This window comes from Agromyces sp. NPDC058110 (assembly GCF_042884735.1).
Taxonomy (GTDB): Bacteria; Actinomycetota; Actinomycetes; order Actinomycetales; family Microbacteriaceae; genus Agromyces.
In genome coordinates this window covers 330894-354631 of the sequence record NZ_JBHVTI010000005.1, presented here as the reverse complement: position 1 = coordinate 354631, position 23738 = coordinate 330894, and the positions used below count along the sequence as shown (strand labels likewise).

Below are 23738 nucleotides of genomic sequence, written 5' to 3'. Positions count from 1 at the left end.
CGCTGGGAAGATGCAGAATATTGCGACGCACTCCCGAGCCGTGCTCGGAGCGCGCGCACGCGGGACACCGCAGCCCGCTCACCTCGTTCCTTCGGAGAATCATGCTCGGCAGACTTCTGATCCGCTATCTCAAGCCCTATTCGTGGTTGCTCCTCGGGGTCCTGGTCTTCCAGATCCTCTCGGCCATCGCGACGTTCAACCTGCCCGACCTCAACGCCGACATCATCAACAACGGCGTCGCGAAGGGCGACACGGCCTACATCTGGTCGACCGGCGGCCTGATGCTGCTCATCTCGCTCGGTCAGATCACGGCCTCGATCATCGCCACCTACTTCGCGGCCAAGGCCGCGATGGGCGCCGGCCGCGACATCCGCAACGACGTCTTCGAGAAGGTCAGCGGGTTCTCCGAGCGCGAGGTCTCGAAGTTCGGCCCCGGCTCGCTCATCACCCGCAACACGAACGACGTGCAGCAGGTGCAGATGCTCGCGATGATGGGCGCCACGATGCTCGTCACCGCCCCCATCCTCGCGATCGGCGGCATCTGGTTCGCGCTGCAGCAAGACGTGAGCCTCGGCTGGATCATCGCCGTCGCGGTGCCGACGCTGCTCATCATCGCGGTGCTCATCATCAGCCGCATGGTGCCCCTCTTCCGGAGCTACCAGCACAAGCTCGACAACGTGAACCTCATCATGCGCGAGCAGCTCACGGGCGTGCGCGTCGTGCGCGCGTTCGTGCGCGAGCCCATCGAAGAGGAGCGCTTCCGCGGCGCCAACACCGACATCATGGTCGTCGGCCGCAAGGTCGGCTCCCTGTTCGTGCTGTTGTTCCCGCTGTTCATGCTCGTGCTGAACGTCACGATCGTCGGCGTCGTCTGGTTCGGCGCGTTCGCGGTCGACGCCGGCGACGTCGAGATCGGCACGCTGTTCGCGTTCATGCAGTACGTCATGCTGATCCTCACCGGCGTGCTCATGGCGAGCTTCATGACGATCATGATCCCGCGCGCCGCGGTCTCGGCCGACCGCATCGCCGAGGTGCTCGACAGCACCTCGACCCTCGAGCGCCCGGTCAACCCCGTGCACGTGCTGCCCGAGCCCGGCACCATCGAGCTCCGCGACGTGACCTTCACCTACCCGGGCGCCGAGCACCCCGTGCTCGACGGCATCGGCTTCCGCGCCGAGCGCGGTGAGACCGTTGCCATCGTGGGGTCGACGGGCGCCGGCAAGACCACGCTCGTCTCGCTCATCCCCCGGCTCTTCGACGCGACCGGAGGCTCGGTCGCCGTCGGCGGCGTGAACGTGCGCGAAGCCGACCTCGACGTGCTCTGGGCCTCCATCGGCCTCGTGCCCCAGCGCCCGTTCCTCTTCAGCGGCACCGTCGCCTCCAACCTGAGGTACGGGCGCGAGGAGGCGACCGACGAAGAGCTGTGGCACGCGCTCGAGATCGCGCAGGGCCGCGACTTCGTGAGCGAGATGGAGGGCGGCCTGAACGCTCGCATCGCCCAGGGCGGCACCAACGTGTCGGGCGGCCAGCGCCAGCGGCTCGCCATCGCCCGCGCCATCGTGCACCGCCCAGACATCCTCGTCTTCGACGACTCGTTCTCGGCGCTCGACCTCACCACCGACGCGAACCTCAGGCACGCGCTCTGGAGGGAGTTGCCCGACGTCACGAAGATCGTCGTCGCCCAGCGCATCTCGACGGTCACCGACGCCGACCGCATCGTCGTGCTCGACGACGGGGCCATGGTGGGCATCGGAACCCACGAGCAGCTGCTCGAGACGTCCGACACCTACCGCGAGATCGTCGAATCCCAGCTCGGAGCGGAGGCTGCCCGATGACCACCGAACCCACCACCGCGCTCACCGAAGAAGAGCTGTACGAGCAGGAGCTCGCCGAACAGGCGCGCGTCAACTCGGGCGACTGGGACAGCGTCGCACCCGGCAAGGCCGCGAACTTCGGCAAGAGCTTCAAGCGGCTCATCGGCCTGCTGAAGCCGCACGCGGTCGCCTTCACGTTCGTGTCGCTGCTCGGCGCGGCCGGCGTCGTGCTCGCCGTGATCGCCCCGAAGGTGCTCGGCGAGGCCACGAACGTGCTCTTCGCCGGCGTCATCGGCCAGCAGCTGCCACCCGGCAGCACCACCGAGCAGGCCGTCGAGGCGCTGCGCGCGGCCGGCCAGGACGACCTCGCGAACATCGTGCAGACCGCGGGCGTCGTGCCGGGCGAGGGCGTCGACTTCGTCAGGCTCAGCCAGATCCTGATCGTCGTGCTGCTGCTCTACGTGATCTCGGCGATCCTCACCTGGGTGCAGGGCTACGTCGTCAACGTGATCATGGTGCGCACCATGTGGCGCCTCCGCGAAGACGTCGAGGCGAAGCTCAACCGCCTGCCGCTCAGCTACTTCGACAAGGTGCAGCGCGGCGAGCTCATCTCCCGGGTCACCAACGACATCGACAACATCACGCAGGCCATGCAGCAGTCGCTGTCCGGCGCGATCACCGCCGTGCTCACCGTCGTCGGCGTGCTCATCATGATGTTCTCGATCTCGTGGCAGCTCGCACTCGTGGCGCTCGTATCGCTCCCCCTCATGGGCGTGATCTTCGGCGTCATCGGCCCGAAGTCGCAGAAGGCCTTCGGCATCCAGTGGCGCAAGGTCGGCCGCCTCAACGCACGCGTCGAGGAGTCGTTCTCGGGCCACGCGCTCGTGAAGGTCTTCGGACGCGAGCAGGACTCGCACGAGAAGTTCAAGGCCGAGAACGAGGAGCTCTACCAGGCCGCGTTCAAGGCGCAGTTCCTCTCGGGCATCATCATGCCCGGCATGATGTTCATCGGAAACCTGACCTACGTCGGCATCGCGGTGCTCGGCGGGCTCATGGTGGCGAGCGGCCAGCTCCGACTCGGCGACGTGCAGGCGTTCATCCAGTACTCGCAGCAGTTCACGCAGCCGCTCTCCGAGCTCGGCGGCATGGCGGCGGTCGTGCAGTCCGGCACCGCATCGGCCGAGCGCGTGTTCGAACTGCTCGACGCCGACGAGCAAGAGGGCGACGCCGCCGATGCGCCGAAGCCCGCCGACGGCGACGGCACCATCGAGTTCGACCACGTCTCGTTCTCGTACACGCCCGAGCACCCGCTGATCCGCGACCTGTCCTTCCGCGTCGAACCCGGGCAGACGGTCGCGATCGTCGGCCCGACCGGCGCGGGCAAGACGACGCTCGTGAACCTCATCATGCGGTTCTACGAGCTCGACGGCGGCCGCATCCTGCTCAACGGCCAAGACGTGGCCGAGCTCACGCGACGCGACCTGCGTGCGAAGACCGGCATGGTGCTGCAGGATCCGTGGCTGTTCGCGGGCTCGATCCGCGACAACATCCGCTACGGGCGCGAGACCGCGACCGACGACGAGATCCTCGCGGCCGCGCGGGCGACCTACGTCGACCGCTTCGTGCACTCGCTGCCCGACGGGTACGACACCGTGCTCGACGAAGACGCGTCCAACGTGTCGGCGGGCGAGAAGCAGCTCATCACGATCGCCCGCGCGTTCGTGGCGCAGCCGTCGGTGCTCATCCTCGACGAGGCCACCTCGTCGGTCGACACCCGCACCGAACTGCTCCTGCAGCACGCGATGGCCGCGCTCCGCGAGGGTCGCACGTCGTTCGTCATCGCGCACCGCCTCTCGACGATCCGCGACGCCGACCTGATCCTGGTCATGGAGCACGGCGACATCGTCGAGCAGGGCAGCCACGACGAGCTCATCGCGAGCGAGGGCGCCTACTGGCGCCTCTACAACTCGCAGTTCGAGCAGGCCGCGGCCGACCTCGACGCCGAGGCCGCGACGCTCGCGGGTGCCGGAGGCGGAGGCGGCGGCGGCGCGGCCGAACGGGACACGAACCCGCTCGAGGCCCGAGTCGAGGCGGCTGCGGAGGCGCTCGAGCCCGAGCTCTGATCCGACCGCGCAGTATCGCGAGCCCGGGTGCGGCATCTTCGGATGCGGCACCCGGGCTCTCGCGTTCCGCCCGGCCGACCGGCCGACCGGCCGACCACCGTCGTCGCCGACGCGGCCGGACGTGGCGTTGACGCTAGGCTGCCGCACATGTCGGCCGAAGACCCGCTCCTGCTCTGCTGCCTGCTCTGGGCGAACCCCGGACTCGAGGCCGACATGTCGGCCTACGAGGATCGCGTGCTCGCCCGCCTCGCGCTGCACGGCGGCGAGGTGCTCCAACGACTGCACGGTGCGGGTGCCGACGGAAGCCCGCACGAGGTGCAGACCTACCGGTTCCCCGACCGCGTCGCGCTCGACGGCTACCTGAACGACCCCGAACGGCTCGCCCTCGCCGGCGAGCGCGACCGGGTGATCGCCCGCACCGAGCTCTTCCCGGTCGAACTCCATCCCGCAGCCTGACGTCGGCGGGCACTGGCACGATCGCCGGCCGCGTCACTACGATCGCCCCATGCGCATCGGACGCAGCCACCGGCGGCTGCACGAACTCGAACGGCTCGATCCGGCGGTCGACTACGAGCGCATCACGCGCGTCGACGGCACGCTCGAGTTCCCGTGGGACCTGCAGCAGTCGCTGAGCTTCGCGCTGTTCCGCACCTACGCGGTGCCCTCGATCGGCGGGTTGCTGCACGAGACCGGCGAGTTCGAGCGCCGCACGCAGAAGCGCCACGACGACACCGTGCTGATCCTCGACGCGATCTCGACCGACGGGCTGGAGTCCGCGAACGGGCGGGAGGCCGTGCGCCGCATGAACCGCATGCACGGCAGCTACGACATCTCGAACGACGACATGCGATACGTGCTCTCGACGTTCGTCGTGACCCCGATCCGGTGGATCGCGGGCTTCGGCTGGCGGCGCCAGTCCCGCGTCGAGATCGACGCGGCGGTCGAGTACTACCGGCGTCTCGGGCGCCTCATGGGCATTCGCGACATCCCCGAGACGTACGAGCGGTTCGCCGACCTGATGGATGCGTACGAGCGCGAGCACTTCCGGCCCGACCCGCGCACGCGCGCGGTCGCCGACGCGACGCTCGACCTGCTCACGACGTTCTATCCGAAGCCGTTCCGCGGCGCGGTGCACGCGTTCTCGATCGCGATCCTCGACCCGCACCTGCGGGAGGCGCTCGACTACCCGGCCCCGTCGCGGTTCGCGCGCGGCCTATCGCTCGGCGCGCTCCGCCTCCGCGGGCGCGTGGTCGCCCTGCTTCCCGCCCGCCGGCGACCGCAGTACGCGCGCGACCTGAAGCGCATCCGCAGCTACCCGGGCGGGTACCTCATCGAGCGGCTCGGCACGCACCTCGAGCCGGCGGCCGAGCGCAGCTGACCGCTCGACTAGGCGAGTGCCGCGCGCTCCCCGAGGCCGGCGTAAACGGCCCGCGTGTAGGCGTCGGATCGCGGCGAGCCGATGATGCCCGGAGACATCCGGTTCATGACGTAGGCGAACGTGGTGCGCCGGTCGACGTCGTCGATGACGATCGAGCCGCCCCACCCGCCCCAGAACGCGACCCGCCCCTCGGGGATGTTCGGCGTCGAGGCCGGGTTCGACACCGCGAACCCGAGTCCGAAGCGCAGCGGCAACCCGAGCACGAGGTCGATGCCGTCCGTGCGCTCGGCGAAGATGCGGTCGATCGTCGCCGACGAGAGCAGGCGCACGCCGTCGAGCTCGCCGCCGTTCGAGACGATGGCGTTCAGACGAGCGACCGACCGCGCGTTGCCCTGGCCGCCCGCCCCGCCGACGCCCGCCGCGCGCCACTCGCGGGTCCACGTCGTCTCGGCGTCGAGCGCCGGGCCGGTGTAGGTCTTGAACGCGGGCGAGTCGGGCGGGATCCTCGAGAAGTCGAGCGTGCCCTGCGGCGGCACGACGTTGCTGACCCGGTGATCCTCGGACTCGGGCAGTCCGAGCCAGAAGTCCGCGCCGAGCGGGGCCGCGAGCTCCTCGGCGACGAACGCGCCGAGCGAGCGACCGGTGATGCGTCGCACCAGCTCGCCCACCAGGTGCCCGTAGTCGAGCAGGTGGTACCCCGAGGCGGTGCCCGCGGGCCACCACGCCGGTTGCGACGCGAGGCGTGCGGCCGCGGCATCCGTGTCGAGGATGTCGGCGCCGGTCACGGGCTGCGCCCATCCGGAGACCCCCGACGTGTGCATGAGCACGTGCTTGACGAGCACGCCCTGCTTGCCGGCCGCGGCGAACTCGGGCCAGTAGTGCGCGACCGGCAGCTCGGGGTCGAGCTGTCCGCGGTCGACGAGCACGAGCGCGGCGAGCGCGGTCACGGTCTTCGAGATCGACCAGACGTTCGTGATGGTGTGCTGCTGCCATTCGGCCGTGCGGTCGGGGTCGGCCCACCCGCCCCACAGGTCGACGACGGTCTCGCCGTCGACGATGACGGCGAGCGAGGCGCCGAGTTCCTCGCCCGAGGCGAGCTGCCGCTCGAACTCCTCGCGGAGGCCCGCGAAGTCGTCGTGGACGTGTCCGTGGATGGGGGGAAGGCTCATCGTCGAGGCTCCTCGGTCGTGGTCATCGGTCGTGGTCATCGGTGTCCGTACTCTCGATTCGCGAGCATACCGCGCGGTCGGTATGCTTGTCACGCGCGGCACCGGGCTGGCCCACCGAGTGGGCCGAGCACGGCCAGGCCGTGAACAATCGAGCACGTCGAGGAGGACGCGCATGCAGATCACCGGAGCCGTGCTCGAGGTCTCGGGCGCCGAACCGCCGTTCGGCGAGTCGCGCCCGTTCACGGTCGGCACGCTGGAACTCGACCCGCCCGGGCCCGGCGAGCTGCTCGTGCGCATCGAGGCGGCGGGCGTCTGCCACTCCGACCTCAGCGTGGTCGACGGCAACCGTCGCCGCCCCACCCCCATGCTCCTGGGCCACGAGGCCGCGGGCATCGTCGAGTCGCTCGGCGACGGCGTCGTTGACGTGCCCATCGGCACGCGCGTGGTCATGACCTTCCTGCCGCGCTGCGGCGAGTGCCCCGAATGCGCGACCGACGGGCGCCTGCCCTGCCGCGTCGGAACGGCGGCCAACGGCGCGGGCGCACTCGTCGGCGGCGGCATCCGGTTGCGGCGGACGAGCACGAATCCCGTCGACGGGCCCGACGCAGGCCGCGGCACCCGGAGCACCGGGGGCACCCGCACCGGAACCACCGGCACCCACGACGCCGCCCGAGCCGATGAGCCCGTGCACCACCACCTCGGGGTCTCGGCGTTCGCGACGCACGCGGTCGTGAGCCGCACGTCGGTGGTGCCGGTCGCCGACGACGTGCCGGCCGAGATCGCGGCACTGCTCGGCTGCGCCGTGCTCACGGGCGGCGGGGCGGTCATCAACGCCGGCCGCCCGGCCCCCGGCACCCGCGTCACGATCGTGGGCCTCGGCGGCGTGGGCATGGCCGCACTCCTCGTGGCCGTCGCCCTCGGCCACGAGGTGATCGGGGTCGACGCGCTGCCCGGCAAGCTCGCGACCGCGCTCGAGCTCGGAGCGACGGCGGCGTACACCCCCGCCGAGGCCGTCGCCGCTGCATCCGTCGTCGCGGAATCAGGGGCCGCGGAATCAGGGGCCGCGGAATCAGGAGCCGCGGCATCCCGCGGCAGCACCACGACGGGCGCCCGAGCTGGTCGCTCCGCCTCGAACGGTCCGACGGATGCCGCGGCGCTGGCGCCCCTCGTGATCGAGGCCGCCGGCTCGGCCCGCGCCTTCGAGACCGCGCTCGCACTCACGGCCCCCGGCGGCACGACCGTCACGGTCGGCCTTCCGGCGCCCGACGCCAGGGCGGATGTCTCGCCGCTGCAGCTGACCGCCGAGGCCCGCACCGTGGTCGGCAGCTACCTCGGCTCGGCCGTGCCGGCCCGCGACATCCCGCGCTACGTGGAACTGTGGCGGACGGGCCGCCTCCCCCTCGAACGGCTCGTCTCGTCTCGCATCGGGCTCGACGGGCTCGACGCGGCCATGGACCGCCTCGCCGCCGGCGGGGAGCTCCGGCAGCTCATCACCTTCGACCGAGACCCCGACATCACGAACATCACCGACATCACCGACGAAAGGACCCAGGCATGACCCGCACCGCAATCGTCACCGGCGCCGCCCGCGGCATCGGAGCCGCCACCGCCCGCAGGCTCGCGGCCGACGGCAACGCCGTCGCCGTGCTCGACCTCGACGCCGCCGCGTGCGCCGACACCGTCGCCGCGATCGAGGCCGACGGAGGTCGCGCGATCGCCGTCGGGGCGAACGTCGCCGACTCGGCGGCCGTCGCCGAGGCGGTCGCACTCGTGGCCGCCGAGCTCGGGGCACCGACGATCCTGGTGAACAACGCCGGCATCCTGCGCGACAACCTGCTGTTCAAGATGACCGACGACGACTGGGACGCCGTGCTCGGCGTACACCTGCGCGGTGCGTTCCTGATGACGCGGGCCGTGCAGGCGCACCAGGTCGAGGCGAAGTGGGGGCGCATCGTGAACCTGTCGAGCACCTCGGCGCTCGGCAACCGCGGTCAAGCGAACTACGCGGCCGCGAAAGCCGGCATGCAGGGCTTCACGAAGACCCTCGCGATCGAGCTCGGCCGCTACAACGTGACCGCCAACGCCGTCGCGCCCGGCTTCATCGAGACCGACATGACGCGCGCGACTGCCGAGCGCATGGGTGTGCCGTTCGAGGACTTCCTCGCGGGCGCGGCCAAGGAGATCCCGGTCGGGCGTCCGGGCAGACCCGAGGATGTCGCCGACGCCGTCTCGTTCTTCTGCTCCGTGGGCGCTTCGTTCGTCTCGGGCCAGGTGCTCTACGTCGCCGGAGGGCCGAAGGCATGAGCACCGAGACGACAGCCGGGAGCACCGGCACGACGGATGCCGCGGGCACGACGAGCACGACCGGGCCGGCCGCCTTCGCCTCACCGGTCGACCTGCTCGACGCCGCCGGCACCGTGCTCGGCCCGGGTGAGTGGTTCGAGATCGACCAGGAGCGCATCCGACGCTTCGCCGACGCCACCGACGACCACCAGTGGATCCACCTCGACATCGAACGCGCCACCGCAGGCCCGTTCGGCGCCCCGATCGCCCACGGATTCCTCACGCTCTCGCTGCTCACGGCGCTCGCGACGCCGCTGCTCGACGTCGGCGGGCTCGCGATGGGCGTGAACTACGGCTTCGAGAAGGTGCGGTTCCTGCAGCCGGTCGTCGTCGGCTCGCGCGTACGCGCGGTCGGCACGCTCGCCTCGGCGGAGCGCACCGGCACGGGCATCCTCATCGTGCAGGACCTCACGGTCGAGATCGAGGGCTCCGAGCGGCCGGCACTCGTCGCGCAGTGGGTGACGCTGCTCGTGCCCGCCTGATCGCCGTGCGCCCCGGCGCGCGCAAGGACGTTCACGCGTGAGGACGGTTCGTGCGCAGGAGGACGGTTCGCGCCGGTGAGGACGGTTCGCGTCCGTGAGGACGGTTCGCGCCGTCCTCCTGCTCACGAACCGTCCTCAGGCACGCGGCGCCGCAGCCCCACGCCCAGCACGACGGAACGGCGGATGCCGCGGGCAGGCGCTGCCCGCGGCATCCGTCGTGCCGGCCCAGGTGCACTCGCGCCCGCGCTCGCGCCCGCCCGCCCGCCGAGCGAGCCGCCTCAGAACGGCAGCGCCCCGTGCCGGTCGCCGAACACCGGGAACTCCTCGCCGGTCGACCCGTCGTGGAGCACCCGCTCCACGATCGCGTCCGTGCCCTCGGACACCGTCTGCGGACCCGTGAATCCGTTCAGGCCGGTCGCCGTGTACCCGGGATCCACCGCGGTGATGCTCATCTCGGGGTACGCCCTAGCGTACTGGAGCGTCAGCATCGTGACCGCCGACTTCGACGACTGGTAGAGCGGTGCGCTGAACTGCGACTCGATGCGCTCCGTGTCGTAGACCAGGGCGAATGAGCCCAAGCCGCTCGTCACGTTGACGATGCGGGGTGAGCTCGAGGCCCGGAGCACGGGCACGAACGCGCTCGTCGTGCGCACGATGCCCACCACGTTGGTGGCGAGCACGTCGGTCGCATCGGCGGCAGTGAGCTGTTCGGCCGGGAGCTGCGGACCCGTGATGCCCGCGTTGTTGATGAGCACGTCGAGCCCGCCGTTCGCCGCGATCGTTTCGGCGGCCGAGGCGACCGAGTCGTCGCTCGTCACGTCGAGCTGCACGAACCGACCGCCGAGCGCGTCGGCGGCCTGCTGCCCCAGTCGTTCGTCGCGCGCACCCATCCAGACGGTGTGGCCCGCCTCGATGAGTCGGCGGGCGGTTTCGTATCCGAGCCCTCGATTGGCTCCGGTGATCAGTGTGATGGTCATGTCCCGAGTCTGAGCACCTCGCCTGCCCCTGTCGTGGCCCGGCGCGACGGTGGGATCGGCAGTACCACGCTGCGTGTCGCCCGCGCTGGCAGAATCACCGTGTGGACGACGGACGTGGTGAACTCGGGGTGCTGCTGCGCTCCTGGCGGGATCGACTGGCCCCGACCGACGTCGGGCTGCACGACAGCGGTTCGCGTCGGGCCGTCGGCCTGCGTCGCGAGGAGCTCGCGGCACTCGCGGGCCTCAGCGTCGACTACGTCGTGCGGCTCGAGCAGGGCCGGGCCACGCGCCCCTCGGCGCAGGTCGCGGCCTCGTTGGCGCGGGCGCTCCAGCTCTCGGTCGCCGAACGCGATCACCTGTTCATGATGGCCGGCCTGCTGCCGCCGTCGGCCGGCGAGGTGCCGACCCACATCCCGCCGGGGGTGCAGCGCCTCATCGCCAGGCTCGGCGACCTCCCCCTCGCGGTGTTCACCGCGTCGTGGGACCTCGTGACCTGGAGCCAGCTCTGGGGGGCGGTGCACGGCGAGCCCGAGCTTCCGTTCAACCTGCTCCGCGCGCGATTCGCCCCGTCGGAGCAGTACCGCCCGCGCGCCGTCGGCGGCGCCGGCTCCCCGGAGGACGAGGCGTTCGAAGTCTCCCTGGTCGCCGACCTGCGGCGCGTGCACGGCCGCTACCCCGAGGACCGCCGGCTGAACGCGCTGGTCGCCGAACTGTCGGACTCGAGCGAACGGTTCGCGGCCCTCTGGAGCAGCGGCGTCGTCGGCGAGCACCAGTCCGAGCGGAAGATCGTGCGCAGCGCACTGGCCGGAGAGTTCGAGGTGGACTGCGACGTGTTCAGCGTCACGGGCACCGACCTGCGCATCGTCGTCTACACCGCAGCCGCGGGGTCCGACGCGGCCGAGCGGCTCGACTTCCTCCGCATCGCGGCGATCAACGCGATGCGCTGAGGACTCCGGATGCCGCTGGACGGCGCCTGTTCTGACCGTCCAGCGCCCGTCGCGCGACCGTGCGCCGCGGCGCCCGCGCGCACGAGGACGGTTCGCACCGGCGAGGACGGCTCGAACCGTCCTCCACTGTGCGAACCGTCCTCCACAGTGCGAACCGTCCTTCACAGTGCGAACCGTCCTCAGGCACGCATCGACGCGGGCGACGCGGCAGGCACGCCCGGCGTCAGACGCGCTCGAGCACCAGCGCCATGCCCTGGCCGCCGCCGACGCACATGGTCTCGAGGCCGTAGCGGCCGCCCGTGGCGGCGAGGCCGTTGATGAGCGTCGAGGTGATGCGGGCGCCGGTCATGCCGAAGGGGTGGCCGACCGCGATCGCGCCGCCGTGTACATTGAGGCGCTCCTCGTCGATGCCGAGCTCGCGGGCCGACGGGATCACCTGTGCGGCGAACGCCTCGTTGAGCTCGACGAGGTCGATGTCGTCGATCGAGAGCCCGGCGCGGTCGAGCGCGCGGCGCGACGCCTCGACCGGCCCGAGGCCCATGATCTCGGGCGAGAGCCCGCTGACGCCCGTCGACACGATGCGGGCGAGCGGCTGCAGGCCGAGCTCGTCGACGATGCGGTCGCTGACGACGACCACCGCGGCGGCGCCGTCGTTCAGCGGGCAGCAGTTGCCCGCGGTCACGGTGCCGTCCGGGCGGAACACGGGGTCGAGGCCGGCGAGCGCCTCGAGCGTGACGCCCGGGCGCGGCCCGTCGTCGGCCGACGCGACGGTGCCGTCGGCGAGGCTCACGGGCGTGATGTCGTTCGCCCAGAACCCCGACGCGATCGCGGCCTCGGCGCGCTGCTGGCTGCGGGCGGCGAACGCGTCCTGCTCGGCGCGGGTGACGCCCTTCAGCTCGGCGACGTTCTCGGCCGTCTGCCCCATGGCGATGTACGCGTCGGGCAGCAGCCCGTCGGCACGGGGGTCGTGCCAGGGGCGCAGGCCCGCGGCATCCGCCCCGTCCGTCGCGCGGGCCAGCGTGCGAGCCTCGGCCTCGTCGAAGCGCGGGTTGGTGAGCTTCGCGCCCGGGATGTAATCGCTCGAGCCGACGCCCATGTTCGAGACCGACTCGACGCCGGCCGAGACGAACACGTCCCCCTCGCCGGCCTTGATCGCATGGAACGCCATGCGCGTCGTCTGCAGGCTCGACGAGCAGTACCGGTTCACGGTCGTGCCCGGCAGCCCGTCGAGGCCGAGCAGCACGGCCACGATGCGCGCCAGGTTCATGCCCTGCTGACCGCCGGGCTGGCCGGTGCCGAGCAGCAGGTCCTCGACGCGCGCCGGGTCGAGCGCGGGCACCTTCGCGAGCGCGGCCTCGACCATCTGCACGGTCAGGTCGTCTCCTCGGATGCCGGCGAGCGACCCCTTGCGGGCGCGGCCGATGGGCGAGCGGGCGGTGGCGACGATGTACGCCTCGGTCATGCGGTGATCCTTTCGGGAGTGGTTCGGATGTCGGGGCTCGGCCGGTCGTGTCGTGGGTGCGGGGCACGGGTGCGTGTGTCGCGGGGATGCGCGTCGCTGGCGGGGTCGAGCCGGTGGGGCGGATGCCGCGGCATCCGTTCGCTCACACGAAGGCGGCGATGCCCGTGATGGCGCGGCCGACGATGAGCGTGTTCATGTCGTAGGTGCCCTCGAACGTGTACACGGCCTCGGCGTCGGCGAAGAACCTGGCCGCGCCGTGGTCGAGCTGGATGCCGTTGCCGCCCATGAGCTCGCGGCTGCGGGCGACGACCTCGCGCATCTTCTTCGTCGCGAACGCCTTGGCCATGGCCGAGTGGTGGTCCTTCTGGGCGTCTTCGTCGAGCATCTCGCTGACGCGCACGCAGAGCGCGATCGACGCGGTGATGTCGGCGAGCGAGTCGGCGAGCTTCTGCTGCACGAGCTGGAACGACGCGATCGGCTTGCCGAACTGCAGGCGGGTCTTCGAGTACGCGAGGGCGGCCTCGTAGGCGCCGACGGCGACGCCGATCGCCTGCCACGCGACATCCGCCCGGGTGAGGCGGAGCACGATGGCGACGTCGCGGAACCCGTGGATCTGCTGAAGCCGGTCGGACTCGGGCACGACCACGTCTTCGAGCACGATGTCGGCGTTCTCGACGGCGCGGAGCGACTGCTTGCGCTCGATCTTCGTAGCCGTGAAGCCCGTGGCGGGCTGGCGCACGAGGAAGCCCTTGACCTGGTCGTCGGCGGTGTCGCGCGCCCAGATGACGACGACGTCGGCGAACGTGGCGTTGCCGATCCAGCGCTTGGCGCCGTTCAGCACCCACCCGTCGGTTCCGTCGGCGGTCGTGCGACGGGTCGCCGTGGTCTCGAGGCCCTTCGCGGTGTCGGACCCGTGCAGCGGCTCGGTGAGGCCGAAGGCGCCGATGAGCTCGCCGCGCGCCATGGGCGCGAGCCACTCGGCCTGCTGCTCGGGCGAGCCGCCGACGGCGATCGCGTTCATCGCGAGACCGGAGTGCACGCCGATGAAGGTCGCGGTGGACGGATCGACGCGCGCGATCTCGAGGGCGATCCACCCGCGGTAGACGGCGGAGTTCTCGAAGTGGGCGACCTCGGGGATGCCCGAGCCGAACAGGCCGAGGTCTGCGAAGCCCGGGATGAGGTGCCGCGGGCTCGTCGTCGCCTCCCATCGGTCGTCGGCGCCGGGGCGCACCTCGCGCTCGAGGTAGTCGCGGATCTCGGCGACCGAGGCCTGCTCGGTCGGGGTGAGCCGCTGCTGGAAGCCGTAGAAGTCCGCGTCGAGCACCGAGGCGGGCGCGACCTCGGCGAGGGCATCGGCGTGCGTCGCAGCGTCGGACTGCGAGGGGATCGTGAGCGTCATCGCTTCTCCGTTCGTCGGTGAACACGACCACTATGCATCATTTTCCAGAATGTTGCATGTGAATCGTGGCGGGCGAGTAGAGTTCCGGCATGCCGACGACGACCGAGACGCGCCACGAGATCGCCGAGGTGGGGCTTCGCGCCGCACCCTCCTGGCTGTCGGAGCGCCTGGCCGACGGATCGCACGCCGATGCCGTGCGCGCCTTCGAACTCGCCCGCGAGACCTTCATCGAGGGCCGCCGCATCGACATGGGCGCGCTCGCGACGAGGCTCGGCGTCGACCGCACCTCGCTGTTCCGCTGGGTGGGCAACCGCGACGCCCTGCTCTCGGAGGTGCTGTGGTCGCTCGCCGTGCCGACCCTCGTGCTCTCGGAGCACGCGACCGAGCAGCTGCACGGGCCAGAGCGCGTGGCCGAGCAGCTCTCGAGCTTCGCGGGCGCGCTGATCAGCGCCGACTACTTCCGCGACTTCCTGCGCCGCGAGCCCGCCCGCGCGCTGCGCCTGCTCACGACCACCGAGAGCGAGATCCAGCGGCGGTACGTCGCGACGGCGCGCTGGCTCGTCGTGCGCGAGCTCGGCGAACGGCCGCTCGACGGCGCGATCAGCCCCGACGAGCTCGCGTACCTGCTCGTGCGCGTCTCGGAGTCGTTCACCTACGCCGACCTCATCGCGGGCGACACCCCGAGCGAGGCGCGGGCGCGGCGCGCGTTCCGCATCCTGCTGCGGGCCGACCTGGCCGTCGAGCCGGGAGCCGAGCCGGGAGCCGCGCCCGACACCGGGTCGGGAGCGGGGTCGGATGCCGGCCCGGATGCCACGGCGGGGGCTTCGGCGTCATGACCGGCGAGCCCGCGGCATCCGCACCCCACCGCCCCGACCGGCGCCCGTTCACGACCCGCTGGAACGACAACGATCAGTACGGCCACGTGAACAACACCGTCTACTACGAGGCCATGGACACGGCCGTGAACACGTGGATGATCGAGCACGCGGGCCTCGACCCGCACGGCGAGGCCCCGATCGGGCTCGTGGTGTCGTCGAGCTGCGAGTTCCGCGCGTCGGCGTCGTTCCCCGAGCCGCTCGAGGTCGCGATCGGCGTCGAGCGGCTCGGAACGTCGAGCATCACCTGGTCGCTCGGCATCCATCGGGCGGGCGAGGCCGAGTCGATCGCCGAAGGGCGGTTCGTGCACGTCTTCGTCGACGCGGCGACGCGGCGCCCGGTACCGATCCCGGGCGACATCCGCGCCGAGATCGAGGCACGGCTGCTCGACTGAGCCCTGCCGCGGGCGCGGCGATCGTCACCGCGAACGCCACCGCGAACGCCACCGCGAACGACGCATCGACCGTGCCGGACGGATGCCTCGGCAGCACGGGTTCGCGAACATACCGACCGCGCGGTATGCTGCTGGAACCGGGCCGGTCGACGACCATCCCGGCGGCACCGTGAGCGGTGCGCGCACCACGACGGTGCAGGCACCGGTGGCGGTGCAGGAAGGCGATCGACGATGACCGACACCCCAGGGCTGAACCTCGCGGGCTTCTCCGACTGGCTCGCGCAGGCGCACCCCGAACTCGCGGGGCCGCCAGGCGGCGACCTGCGGGCCACGCTCATCGCCGGCGGCCGCAGCAACCTCACCTACCGCGTCGACGGCACCGCCCACCCGCTCATCGTGCGCCGCCCCCCGCTCGGCCACGTGCTCGCGAGCGCGCACGACATGGGCCGCGAGCACCGCGTGATCAGCGCGCTCGCGGGCTCGGGCGTGCCCGTGCCGCCCGCCGTCGACCTCGTCGACGACACCGCCGCGGGCGCGGTCACCGGCACCTCGTTCTTCGTCATGCGCGTCGTCGAGGGCGTCGTGCTGGCGAGCCCGAGGCAGAACGCCGACTACACCCCGAGCGGCCTGCACGGGCTCGGACTCGAGTTCGCCGCGACGCTCGCGCGACTGCACACGCTCGACGCGGCATCCGTCGGCCTCGGCGACTTCGGGCGCCCCGACGGCTACCTCGACCGGCAGCTGCGCACCTGGCGACGTCAGCTCGAGGCATCCCGCAGCCGCGACCTGCCCGAGCTCGACCGCCTGCAGCAGCGACTCGAAGAACGGATGCCGCCAGCCGCCGACGTGCGCAGCGGCATCGTGCACGGCGACTACCGCCTCGACAACGCGATCATCGACGGGCCCGCCGACGCGCCGCGCATCGCGGCGATCCTCGACTGGGAGATGGCGACGCTCGGCGACCCGCTCGTCGACCTCGGCATGCTCGGCATGTACTGGAACATCGCGTCGCTCGCGCCCGACGCGGTCGGCCTCACGCGCAGCGCCGTCGACCCCGCCGCCGGCTACCCCGAGTTCGACGAGCTCGTCGACCACTACGCGCTGGCCGCCGGCATCCGCACCCCCGACCTCACCTGGTATCGCGCGTTCGCGGCCTACAAGCTCGCGGTGATCCTCGAGGGCATCCACTACCGCTACCGCCAGGGGCAGACCCTCGGCGACGGCTTCGACCGCATCGGCCAGCTCGTCGAACCGCTCGCGAGCACCGGCCTCAGCCACACGACCACGGGAGTCTGACGATGGAGTTCAGCCACGACGCACGCACGCTCGACCTCATCGACCGCGTCGAGCGGTTCGTGCACGAGCGGGCGATCCCGGCCGAGCCCGTGCTCGAGGAACAGCTCGCCGCGACCCCCGGCGAGTGGAACCTGCGCCCGGTCGTGCACGAGCTCCGCGACGCCGCCCGCGCCGAGGGGCTCTGGAACCTGTTCCTCCCCGGCGAGCGCGGCGCCGGACTCACGAACGTGCAGTACGCCCCCCTCGCCGAGCGCACGGGCTGGTCGCAGAAGCTCGCACCCGTCGCGTTCAACTGCGCCGCCCCCGACACGGGCAACATGGAGGTGCTCGCCGACTTCGGCACGCCCGAGCAGCAGCGCGAGTGGCTCGACCCGCTGCTCGAGGGCGGCATCCGCTCGGCGTTCTGCATGACCGAGCCCGATGTCGCGTCGAGCGACGCCACGAACATCGCCACGCGCATCCGCCGCGACGGCGACCACTACGTGATCACGGGTCGCAAGTGGTGGTCGACGGGCGCGATGAACCCCGACGCGAAGATCTTCATCGTCATGGGTCAGACCGACCCCGACGCCGAACGGCACCGGCAGCAGTCGATGATCCTCGTGCCGCGCGACACCCCCGGCGTGACGATCGTGCGGCCGCTCACCGTGTTCGGCTACGACGACCGCGACCACGGCGGCCACGCCGAGATCGTGTTCGACGACGTGCGCGTGCCCGCGACGAACCTCATCGCCGCCGAGGGCGACGGGTTCGCGATCGCGCAGGCCCGGCTCGGACCGGGCCGAATCCACCACTGCATGCGGGCCATCGGCATGGCCGAGCGGGCGCTGTCGCTCGTGCACGAGCGCGCGAACACCCGTCACGCGTTCGGCCGCACGCTCGCCGAGCAGGGCGTCGTGCGCGAGTGGGTCGCCGAGTCCCGCATCCAGGTCGAGGCGCTCCGGCTGCTCGTGCTGAAGACCGCGTGGCTCATGGACACGGTCGGCAACAGGCAGGCCATGACCGAGATCCAGGCGATCAAGATCGCCGTGCCCCGCGCGGTGCAGCAGATCCTCGACCGCGCGATCCAGGTCTTCGGCGGCGCGGGCGTCTCGGGCGACGTGCCGCTCGCCGAGATGTTCGCCGGCGCCCGGGTGCTCCGCCTCGCCGACGGCCCCGACGAGGTGCACCTGAACGCCCTCGGGCGCGCGGAGCTGAGGCCGCGGCGCTGAGCCCGGGCCGGCGCCGGCATCACGAACCCCGCACCATCAACGACGATGAAAGGAACTCCCAGATGACCCCGCACCCCCACGCGGCCGACCCGGCCGTCGACGGCCCCGGCTTCGGCACGCTCTCAGTCGCGAGCATGCTCGCCGAGTCCGCCCGCCGCACGCCGGCGCGCCCCGCCCTGCACTTCATGGGCAGCACGATCGACTACGGCACGCTCTGGGCCGAGGCCCGCGCGTACGCGGGCGCCCTGCGCGATCGGGGCATCGGCCGGGGCGACCGCGTCGCGATGCTCGTGCCCAACGTGCCCGACTTCGCCCGTGTCTACTACGGCGCGCTCGCGCTCGGCGCGGTCGTCGTGCCCGTGCACCTGCTCTTCAAGGCCGAGGAGATCGAGTACGTGCTGCGCGACTCCGGCGCCGACGTGCTCGTGGCCGCCGGTCCGCTGCTGGGCGAGGCGGTGCCCGCCGCGACGCGCGCGGGAGTGGCACTGGTCACCGTGCTCACGCCGCCCGTCGAGGCCGGCGGGCCCGACCTGCCGCGGCTCGAGGCGGAGGCCGCGGCATCCGACCCCATCGAACGCCACGTCTCGGTGCGCCCGACGGATGCCGCGACGATCCTCTACACGAGCGGCACCACGGGCACGCCGAAGGGCGCCGTCGGGTCGCACCTCGCGATCGTCGAGCAGGTGCACTGCGCCCTCATCGACGCGTTCGACATGCGCGCCGACGACGTCGTGTTCGGCGGGCTGCCGCTGTTCCACACGTTCGGGCAGACCGCAGTCATGAACATCGCATTCCGCAAGGGCGCCTCGATCATCCTGCTGCCGAAGTTCGACCCCGACGAGGCGCTCGCCCTCATGAACACTCACGGCGCTACCGTGTTCACCGCCGTGCCGACGATGTTCGTGGGCATGGTCGAGGCGGCCGCCCGCGCCGACGCGACGCCGCCGCTGCGGTACGCGGTCTCGGGCGGAGCCGCCCTGCCCGTCGCGCTGCTCGAGGCCTTCGAGCGCGCCTACGGCGCCGAGGTGCACGAGGGCTACGGCCTCACCGAGACCTCCCCCACGGTGTCGTTCAACATGGTCGGCGAACCCATCCGACCCGGCACCGTCGGGCGCACGTACTGGGGCATCGACGCGGCCATCGCCGACTCCGAGGTCGAGGGGCGCATCGCGTTCGTCGACGAGCCAGGCGCCCTCGGCGAGATCGTCGTGCGCGGCCACAACCTCTTCAAGGGCTACCTCGGGCGGCCCGACGCATCCGCCGAAGCCGTGATCGACGGCTGGTTCCGCACGGGCGACCTCGGCACGATCGTCGACGGCATCATCACGATCGTCGACCGCAAGAAGGACATGATCGTGCGCAACGGCTACAACGTGTACCCGACCGAGGTCGAAGCCGTGATGATGCGGCATCCGGATGTCGCCATGGCCGCCGTCTTCGGCGTCGCCGACGACACCCACGGCCAGGAGGTGCACGCCGCGGTGGTCGCCCTCGACGGGCACGAGGTGGATGCCGATGCCCTCGTCGTCTTCACGAAGGAGCGCATCGCCGCCTACAAGTACCCGCGCACCGTGCACGTCGTCGACGCACTGCCCCTCGGCGGCAGCGGCAAGGTGCTGAAGCGCCAGCTCGTCGAGCAGTACTCGACGGTGCCGGCGCACGGGGCACGGTGACGCGCGGTCGGGTTGCGCTCCGTGATGGCGGCGCGTGCGTCGAGCCCCTCGTGCACGGCCCTCGGGTCACGCGTGCGGGCGCGGACGGCCCCGCCCCTCGGGGGCCGGGGCCATCCGTCTCGGTCCCCCCGAATCGCCGGTCGTCTGCCCTGGTCAGCCCGGCGAAGTCGATGCCGGCACGCAATGCCGGTCGGGTCGGGTCGACGACGAGAGCCCCTCGCTTCTCCGCGCACCCTTGCGCGCGGCCCGGGCGTCGAGCCCCGAGATCCGATGGGCTTCGCGCAGCACCTCGGTCCGGGACGCATGCCACGAGGGGACCGCGAGCCGGCTGATCCACACCGCTTCGAACCCGCCGCCTGCGCTCCGTTCCACGTACGCGACGAGTCTCTGGACCTCGCCCTCGGCGTACCGGGGATCGCAGAGCCGCCAGCTTCCCGGCGCGAGCGGTTCCCAGACCAAGCGCTGTTCCTTCGTGAGCATTCCAAACCTCCGGATCAATGATCGGGTCTCGACGGTCGGCGGATCGGGCCTTGACAGCAGCGTGCGGGACGTGCAACCCGGACGACCGGGCACGGGGCCGGCACGGGGCTCGTCGAGCGGATCCGGATCGTCGGCACGCGTGGAGTACGCTTGGCGCGCCGGTCCCCCCGAACCCCCACCGGCAAAAGGAGCAGTCGTGGATCCGGCCGAACTCGCCTTGGACCCTGACGAGCTCCGCAGGCTCGCCGAGTGTGCGAAGGAGCCGATCCGCACCCCCGGCTCGATCCAGGCCCATGGCGTTCTCCTCGGCGTCGACCTGTCGGGCGTCATCGCGGTCGCGAGCGCGAATGCGGGCGACTGGCTGGGGCACCGCGTCGGCGAGATCGGGAACGACGAGCTCGAGCACGCGGTGCGGACCGGTCGGGCCGTCGATCCGGTTCGGATCACGTGGAACGGGGTCGTCTCCGATGCGATCGTCCATCGAGCCGACGGGCTGACCATCGTCGAGGTCGAGCCCCTGCCGGAAGGCGATGAGTACGCGCGCACCGCGGTCGTCGGCGCCATCATCAGGGCCTCGCGCGCGACGACCGAACCAGAACTCCGGCAGACCGTCGCAGCGGACATCCGGGAGATCACCGGATTCGATCGGGTCATGATCTACCAGTTCCACGACGACGGCCATGGCGAGGTCGTCGCCGACGAACGCGCCGCCGACCTCGATCCGTACCTCGGGCTCCACTTCCCGGCATCCGACATCCCCACCCAGGCACGCGCGCTGTACATCTCCAAGATCGGTCGCACGATCGCCAGCACCGAGAAGCCGGGCATCCCGCTGCTGTCACTCGCCGATGACCCCCGCACGATCGACCTGTCCGATGCCGAACTGCGCAGCGTCTCGCCGTATCACCTGCAGTACATGCGCAACATGGGGCAGGCGTCCACCTTCTCGCTCTCGATCGTCGAGAACGGGCGGCTCACCGGAATGATCACCTGCGCGGATCGCCGCGAACGACGCCTGCCGGTGCTGCTGCGCCGCGCCCTCGAGGTCTTGGCCGGACAGGTCGCCCTGCAGCTCACGTCGATGCGGGAGATCAGCAGGCTCCAGCACATGGTCGATGTGCGAGCCAGGCGAGCCGAGCTGCTGGCACCGCTGTACGCGTCCGACGACATCCACTCCGCCCTGCTGGCGGGCTCGGTCAGCGTGCTCGATCTCGTCCCCGCTGACGGCGTGCTCGTCCGCATCGGCGGCACCGCGAGGATGAAGGGCGAGGTTCCGCCGCTCGCGGCGATCCTGCGGGTGCTCGATCGTGCGGGCGACGCTCCGTTCGCGTCGGAATGCCTTCGCACCGATCGACCCGACATGGCCGACCTGCTCCCCGGCGTCGCCGGACTTCTCGTCGTCCCCTTGGCCGACACCGGCGACGCGTTGGTCTTCTTCCGCGGGGAGGTCGCTCACGAGATCTCATGGCTCGGCGACCCGGGTGGGGCGAATCGGCAGGACGGGCTGTCACCGCGCACCTCGTTCGCCGCATGGAGGCGCACGGTGCGCGACCGCAGCGCACCCTGGGGCACCGTGATCGAGGAGACGGCCGAACTCGCCCACGAGCTCGAGATCGCCCTCCAGCGGCGCGCCGAGGCGAAGCTGGCCGAGCTCGCGATGCGCGATGCGCTGACGGGCCTGTACAACCGTCGATACCTCGTCGAGCGGCTCGCGACCCGCGGGCCGGTCGGCGAGGGCGGCAAGGCGATGCTGTTCGTGGACCTCGATGACTTCAAGAACGTGAATGACACGCACGGGCACGACGCGGGCGACGCGGTCATCCTCGAGGTCGCCCGGCGCCTCGTCGAGTCCTCACGAGAGCACGATGACGTCGTGCGGCTCGGCGGTGACGAGTTCGTGGTGCTGCTCGACGGCATCGTGGGTCAGGATGTCGGGGCGATCGCCGAGCGCCTCGTGCAGGCCGTCGCGCTGCCGATCTCGACGAACCGCGGGTGGATCTCCATCACCGCATCATGCGGCGTGGTGGTCGCCGAGCCCGGTTCGCCGCGTGGGGGCCTCCTCGAGGCGGCGGACGCGGCGATGTACCGGGCGAAGCACGCCGGCCGGAACCGCGTCTCGCGCTGACAGGCGCCCGACTCGGTGCTTCCGAGCCGTGCTCACCGGGGTTCGGGCGTGATCCGCATTCCCGCGGCGCCGTTCGCCGAGTCGATCAGTTCCTCGAGCCAGAGCCGGTTGATGTCGCCCGGAGCGCCGTCGAACTCGAACCGGAGCACGGACGAGGGGTTGATCCACATCTGCTGGCGGCTCTCACCGTCTCCGTCGATCGAGAGCGCGAACGCTTCCTTGCGGCGCAGCTTCGCGAGCACCACGAATTCGAGGTGCGCGAGCGTGCGATCGGGGATCGCGAATGAGGCCGGCGGAGAGCCGTAGTGAAGGTATCCCATCGGTTCCGATCTTAGGGGGAAGCTGGGGGTAGCCTGTTCCGGTGACCCTTGTGCACCGACTGACCGTTGACGGCCGCGACTACTTCCTGCCCGACCCCGTGACCGAGTTGAAGCAGCAGGTGCTCGAGGCGATCCGCGCAGGGGGCGGATACGTCAACATCCCGCCGCTGCGAGGCGGCCCGGGCATCGACATCCTCTTCTCCCCCGGGATGCCCGTGACCTGGTCCCAGATCGATGTCGGAGGCGATCTCGCCGACCGCGACCAGGACAAGGCGGCAGGCTCCACGGGCGACGAGATCGTCCTCTGACGCCCGGCGCGCTGCTCGGCTCCCACACCTCCCGGCGCGGAACGGCCTAGACCGCGGCGAGCAGCCGCTCGACCTCGTCGGCCGGCACCGCCGGCGAGAAGAAGTACCCCTGTCCGCGGTCGCAGCCCCACGACCTCGCGCGGTCGAGGTCCTTCGCGGTCTCGATTCCCTCGGCGACCACGATCGCACGGCGGTCCCGGGCGACTTCGACCGCCTCCAGTACCAGCGCATCGTGCTCGGGATCCGCCGTCCGCATGAGCGAGCGGTCGATCTTCACCTCGGTGAACGGCATCCGACCGAGCGCTTCGATCGAGGTGAAGCCGGCCCCGAAGTCGTCGACCGAGACGCCGACGCCGCCGGCGATGAGCGCATGCAGGGTCTCGATCTCCTCGCAGGTCTCACTGAGCGCTGGAGTCTCGGTGATCTCAGCCGTCACCGTTCGAGCGGGGAGCCCGAGTTCGCGAACGAACTCCACCATCGTCGACGCGAACTCCGGGCGCAGCTGCGAAGGGGACACGTTCACGGCGAGTCCGATGCGTCGACCCCGACGGTGCCAGTCGACGACGAGTCGGCCCGCCTGTTCCAGGATGCTCCGGCCCAACTCGGCGATCAGTCCGGTGCGTTCGGCGACCTCGATGAACCGATCGGGCATGACCAGTCCGCGATCGGGATGCAGCCACCGCGAGAGCGCTTCGAACACCACCGGTCGTCCGGATGCGAGATCGTACTCGGGCTGGAAGTAGGGCACGAGCTCACCCCGCAGGACGGCGCGCCGGAGATCTTCGGCCGAGTTCTCAGCATGCGGGGTGCGATCGTTCACCCGTCCAGAATCGCGCCGTCGTGGCTCCCGTGCAACGTTGCCTCAATCTCAGGGGAGCGGTGTATTGTGCGCACTTCGGACGGGCGCCCGACGAGCGAACGCCGGTCCGCGTGCGACTGCGTACGGAACCGCAGGGGTTTC

Annotated in this window: 22 protein-coding genes; 15 read left to right on the top strand and 7 right to left on the bottom strand. The window is 71.3% G+C overall.

Annotation, left to right across the window (positions count from 1 at the left end; all coding sequences use genetic code 11):
* Nucleotides 1–101 precede the first annotated feature (101 nt).
* From ACFVS8_RS14340 to ACFVS8_RS14325, 4 genes are all read left to right on the top strand, one after another.
* Nucleotides 102–1835, top strand: coding sequence for an ABC transporter ATP-binding protein (locus tag ACFVS8_RS14340; RefSeq protein ID WP_387063465.1), 1734 nt, complete (start codon nt 102–104; stop codon nt 1833–1835).
* Nucleotides 1832–3937, top strand: a complete 2106-nt coding sequence (locus ACFVS8_RS14335) for an ABC transporter ATP-binding protein (RefSeq protein ID WP_387063462.1) — start codon at nt 1832–1834, stop codon at nt 3935–3937. The genes ACFVS8_RS14340 and ACFVS8_RS14335 overlap by 4 nt, the downstream gene beginning before the upstream one ends.
* Before the next feature lie 147 nt (nt 3938–4084).
* On the top strand, nt 4085–4393 hold the full coding sequence (locus ACFVS8_RS14330) for a hypothetical protein (protein ID WP_387063459.1): 309 nt from the start codon (nt 4085–4087) through the stop codon (nt 4391–4393).
* A 49-nt stretch (nt 4394–4442) separates the two neighbouring features.
* The gene (locus tag ACFVS8_RS14325; protein ID WP_387063456.1) at nt 4443–5315 is read left to right on the top strand and encodes an oxygenase MpaB family protein; all 873 of its coding nucleotides are present in this window, start codon (nt 4443–4445) and stop codon (nt 5313–5315) included.
* Between the two features lie 8 nt (nt 5316–5323).
* On the opposite strand, the gene ACFVS8_RS14320 is transcribed toward ACFVS8_RS14325, so the two are convergent.
* Nucleotides 5324–6484, bottom strand: coding sequence for a serine hydrolase domain-containing protein (locus tag ACFVS8_RS14320; RefSeq protein WP_387063453.1), 1161 nt, complete (start codon nt 6482–6484; stop codon nt 5324–5326).
* Between the two features lie 172 nt (nt 6485–6656).
* On the opposite strand from ACFVS8_RS14320, the gene ACFVS8_RS14315 reads away from it, so the two are divergent.
* From ACFVS8_RS14315 to ACFVS8_RS14305, 3 genes are read left to right on the top strand one after another with little or no spacing between them, the layout of a single operon-like run.
* Complete coding sequence (locus ACFVS8_RS14315) at nt 6657–8042, top strand: alcohol dehydrogenase catalytic domain-containing protein (protein ID WP_387063450.1); 1386 nt, start codon at nt 6657–6659, stop codon at nt 8040–8042.
* Nucleotides 8039–8788 carry an SDR family oxidoreductase gene (locus tag ACFVS8_RS14310; RefSeq protein WP_387063447.1) on the top strand — a complete coding sequence of 250 codons (750 nt, stop codon included), beginning with the start codon at nt 8039–8041 and terminating at the stop codon, nt 8786–8788. Before ACFVS8_RS14315 ends, ACFVS8_RS14310 begins: the two co-directional genes overlap by 4 nt.
* Nucleotides 8785–9309, top strand: a complete 525-nt coding sequence (locus tag ACFVS8_RS14305; RefSeq protein WP_387063445.1) for a MaoC family dehydratase — start codon at nt 8785–8787, stop codon at nt 9307–9309. Before ACFVS8_RS14310 ends, ACFVS8_RS14305 begins: the two co-directional genes overlap by 4 nt.
* Before the next feature lie 278 nt (nt 9310–9587).
* Here the strand turns inward: ACFVS8_RS14305 and ACFVS8_RS14300 are convergent, their stop codons facing one another.
* Nucleotides 9588–10286, bottom strand: a complete 699-nt coding sequence (locus ACFVS8_RS14300) for an SDR family NAD(P)-dependent oxidoreductase (RefSeq protein ID WP_387063442.1) — start codon at nt 10284–10286, stop codon at nt 9588–9590.
* 101 nt (nt 10287–10387) lie between these two features.
* Between ACFVS8_RS14300 and ACFVS8_RS14295 the strand changes: the two genes are divergently transcribed.
* Entirely contained in the window at nt 10388–11233 is an 846-nt protein-coding gene (locus tag ACFVS8_RS14295) for a helix-turn-helix transcriptional regulator (protein WP_387063439.1), read from the top strand.
* Between the two features lie 223 nt (nt 11234–11456).
* Here ACFVS8_RS14295 and ACFVS8_RS14290 read toward each other — a convergent pair whose 3' ends face one another.
* Both ACFVS8_RS14290 and ACFVS8_RS14285 read right to left on the bottom strand, forming a co-directional pair.
* Nucleotides 11457–12695, bottom strand: coding sequence for an acetyl-CoA C-acetyltransferase (locus ACFVS8_RS14290; protein WP_387063436.1), 1239 nt, complete (start codon nt 12693–12695; stop codon nt 11457–11459).
* A 142-nt stretch (nt 12696–12837) separates the two neighbouring features.
* The gene (locus ACFVS8_RS14285; protein WP_387063433.1) at nt 12838–14094 is read right to left on the bottom strand and encodes an acyl-CoA dehydrogenase family protein; all 1257 of its coding nucleotides are present in this window, start codon (nt 14092–14094) and stop codon (nt 12838–12840) included.
* A gap of 89 nt (nt 14095–14183) precedes the next feature.
* Between ACFVS8_RS14285 and ACFVS8_RS14280 the strand changes: the two genes are divergently transcribed.
* From ACFVS8_RS14280 to ACFVS8_RS14260, 5 genes are all read left to right on the top strand, one after another.
* On the top strand, nt 14184–14930 hold the full coding sequence (locus tag ACFVS8_RS14280; RefSeq protein WP_387063430.1) for a QsdR family transcriptional regulator: 747 nt from the start codon (nt 14184–14186) through the stop codon (nt 14928–14930).
* Nucleotides 14927–15364, top strand: a complete 438-nt coding sequence (locus ACFVS8_RS14275) for an acyl-CoA thioesterase (protein ID WP_387063428.1) — start codon at nt 14927–14929, stop codon at nt 15362–15364. Before ACFVS8_RS14280 ends, ACFVS8_RS14275 begins: the two co-directional genes overlap by 4 nt.
* Before the next feature lie 231 nt (nt 15365–15595).
* Nucleotides 15596–16660, top strand: coding sequence for a phosphotransferase family protein (locus ACFVS8_RS14270; RefSeq protein WP_387063425.1), 1065 nt, complete (start codon nt 15596–15598; stop codon nt 16658–16660).
* 2 nt (nt 16661–16662) lie between these two features.
* The gene (locus ACFVS8_RS14265) at nt 16663–17871 is read left to right on the top strand and encodes an acyl-CoA dehydrogenase family protein (protein ID WP_387063424.1); all 1209 of its coding nucleotides are present in this window, start codon (nt 16663–16665) and stop codon (nt 17869–17871) included.
* A gap of 62 nt (nt 17872–17933) precedes the next feature.
* Complete coding sequence (locus ACFVS8_RS14260; protein WP_387063423.1) at nt 17934–19544, top strand: AMP-binding protein; 1611 nt, start codon at nt 17934–17936, stop codon at nt 19542–19544.
* 153 nt (nt 19545–19697) lie between these two features.
* Here the strand turns inward: ACFVS8_RS14260 and ACFVS8_RS14255 are convergent, their stop codons facing one another.
* A complete protein-coding gene (locus ACFVS8_RS14255; protein ID WP_387063421.1) occupies nt 19698–20024 on the bottom strand; it encodes a hypothetical protein in 327 nt (108 codons plus the stop codon).
* Between the two features lie 196 nt (nt 20025–20220).
* On the opposite strand from ACFVS8_RS14255, the gene ACFVS8_RS14250 reads away from it, so the two are divergent.
* Nucleotides 20221–22149 carry a diguanylate cyclase gene (locus ACFVS8_RS14250; protein WP_387063418.1) on the top strand — a complete coding sequence of 643 codons (1929 nt, stop codon included), beginning with the start codon at nt 20221–20223 and terminating at the stop codon, nt 22147–22149.
* Nucleotides 22150–22181: 32 nt separating this feature from the next.
* Here ACFVS8_RS14250 and ACFVS8_RS14245 read toward each other — a convergent pair whose 3' ends face one another.
* Complete coding sequence (locus ACFVS8_RS14245; protein WP_387063416.1) at nt 22182–22469, bottom strand: hypothetical protein; 288 nt, start codon at nt 22467–22469, stop codon at nt 22182–22184.
* Between the two features lie 41 nt (nt 22470–22510).
* Between ACFVS8_RS14245 and ACFVS8_RS14240 the strand changes: the two genes are divergently transcribed.
* Nucleotides 22511–22777 carry a hypothetical protein gene (locus ACFVS8_RS14240; protein ID WP_387063414.1) on the top strand — a complete coding sequence of 89 codons (267 nt, stop codon included), beginning with the start codon at nt 22511–22513 and terminating at the stop codon, nt 22775–22777.
* A gap of 46 nt (nt 22778–22823) precedes the next feature.
* Here the strand turns inward: ACFVS8_RS14240 and ACFVS8_RS14235 are convergent, their stop codons facing one another.
* Nucleotides 22824–23597 carry an EAL domain-containing protein gene (locus ACFVS8_RS14235; protein WP_387063412.1) on the bottom strand — a complete coding sequence of 258 codons (774 nt, stop codon included), beginning with the start codon at nt 23595–23597 and terminating at the stop codon, nt 22824–22826.
* Nucleotides 23598–23738: the final 141 nt, after the last annotated feature.

Coding starts and splice junctions, on each gene's coding strand:
- ACFVS8_RS14340 (WP_387063465.1), top strand. CDS start 102: ATGCTCGGCAGACTTCTGATCCGCTATCTCAAGCCCTATTCGTGGTTG.
- ACFVS8_RS14320 (WP_387063453.1), bottom strand. CDS start 6,484: ATGAGCCTTCCCCCCATCCACGGACACGTCCACGACGACTTCGCGGGC.
- ACFVS8_RS14310 (WP_387063447.1), top strand. CDS start 8,039: ATGACCCGCACCGCAATCGTCACCGGCGCCGCCCGCGGCATCGGAGCC.
- ACFVS8_RS14305 (WP_387063445.1), top strand. CDS start 8,785: ATGAGCACCGAGACGACAGCCGGGAGCACCGGCACGACGGATGCCGCG.
- ACFVS8_RS14315 (WP_387063450.1), top strand. CDS start 6,657: ATGCAGATCACCGGAGCCGTGCTCGAGGTCTCGGGCGCCGAACCGCCG.
- ACFVS8_RS14325 (WP_387063456.1), top strand. CDS start 4,443: ATGCGCATCGGACGCAGCCACCGGCGGCTGCACGAACTCGAACGGCTC.
- ACFVS8_RS14300 (WP_387063442.1), bottom strand. CDS start 10,286: ATGACCATCACACTGATCACCGGAGCCAATCGAGGGCTCGGATACGAA.
- ACFVS8_RS14280 (WP_387063430.1), top strand. CDS start 14,184: ATGCCGACGACGACCGAGACGCGCCACGAGATCGCCGAGGTGGGGCTT.
- ACFVS8_RS14275 (WP_387063428.1), top strand. CDS start 14,927: ATGACCGGCGAGCCCGCGGCATCCGCACCCCACCGCCCCGACCGGCGC.
- ACFVS8_RS14255 (WP_387063421.1), bottom strand. CDS start 20,024: ATGCTCACGAAGGAACAGCGCTTGGTCTGGGAACCGCTCGCGCCGGGA.
- ACFVS8_RS14245 (WP_387063416.1), bottom strand. CDS start 22,469: ATGGGATACCTTCACTACGGCTCTCCGCCGGCCTCATTCGCGATCCCC.
- ACFVS8_RS14265 (WP_387063424.1), top strand. CDS start 16,663: ATGGAGTTCAGCCACGACGCACGCACGCTCGACCTCATCGACCGCGTC.
- ACFVS8_RS14335 (WP_387063462.1), top strand. CDS start 1,832: ATGACCACCGAACCCACCACCGCGCTCACCGAAGAAGAGCTGTACGAG.
- ACFVS8_RS14270 (WP_387063425.1), top strand. CDS start 15,596: ATGACCGACACCCCAGGGCTGAACCTCGCGGGCTTCTCCGACTGGCTC.
- ACFVS8_RS14260 (WP_387063423.1), top strand. CDS start 17,934: ATGACCCCGCACCCCCACGCGGCCGACCCGGCCGTCGACGGCCCCGGC.
- ACFVS8_RS14285 (WP_387063433.1), bottom strand. CDS start 14,094: ATGACGCTCACGATCCCCTCGCAGTCCGACGCTGCGACGCACGCCGAT.
- ACFVS8_RS14290 (WP_387063436.1), bottom strand. CDS start 12,695: ATGACCGAGGCGTACATCGTCGCCACCGCCCGCTCGCCCATCGGCCGC.
- ACFVS8_RS14330 (WP_387063459.1), top strand. CDS start 4,085: ATGTCGGCCGAAGACCCGCTCCTGCTCTGCTGCCTGCTCTGGGCGAAC.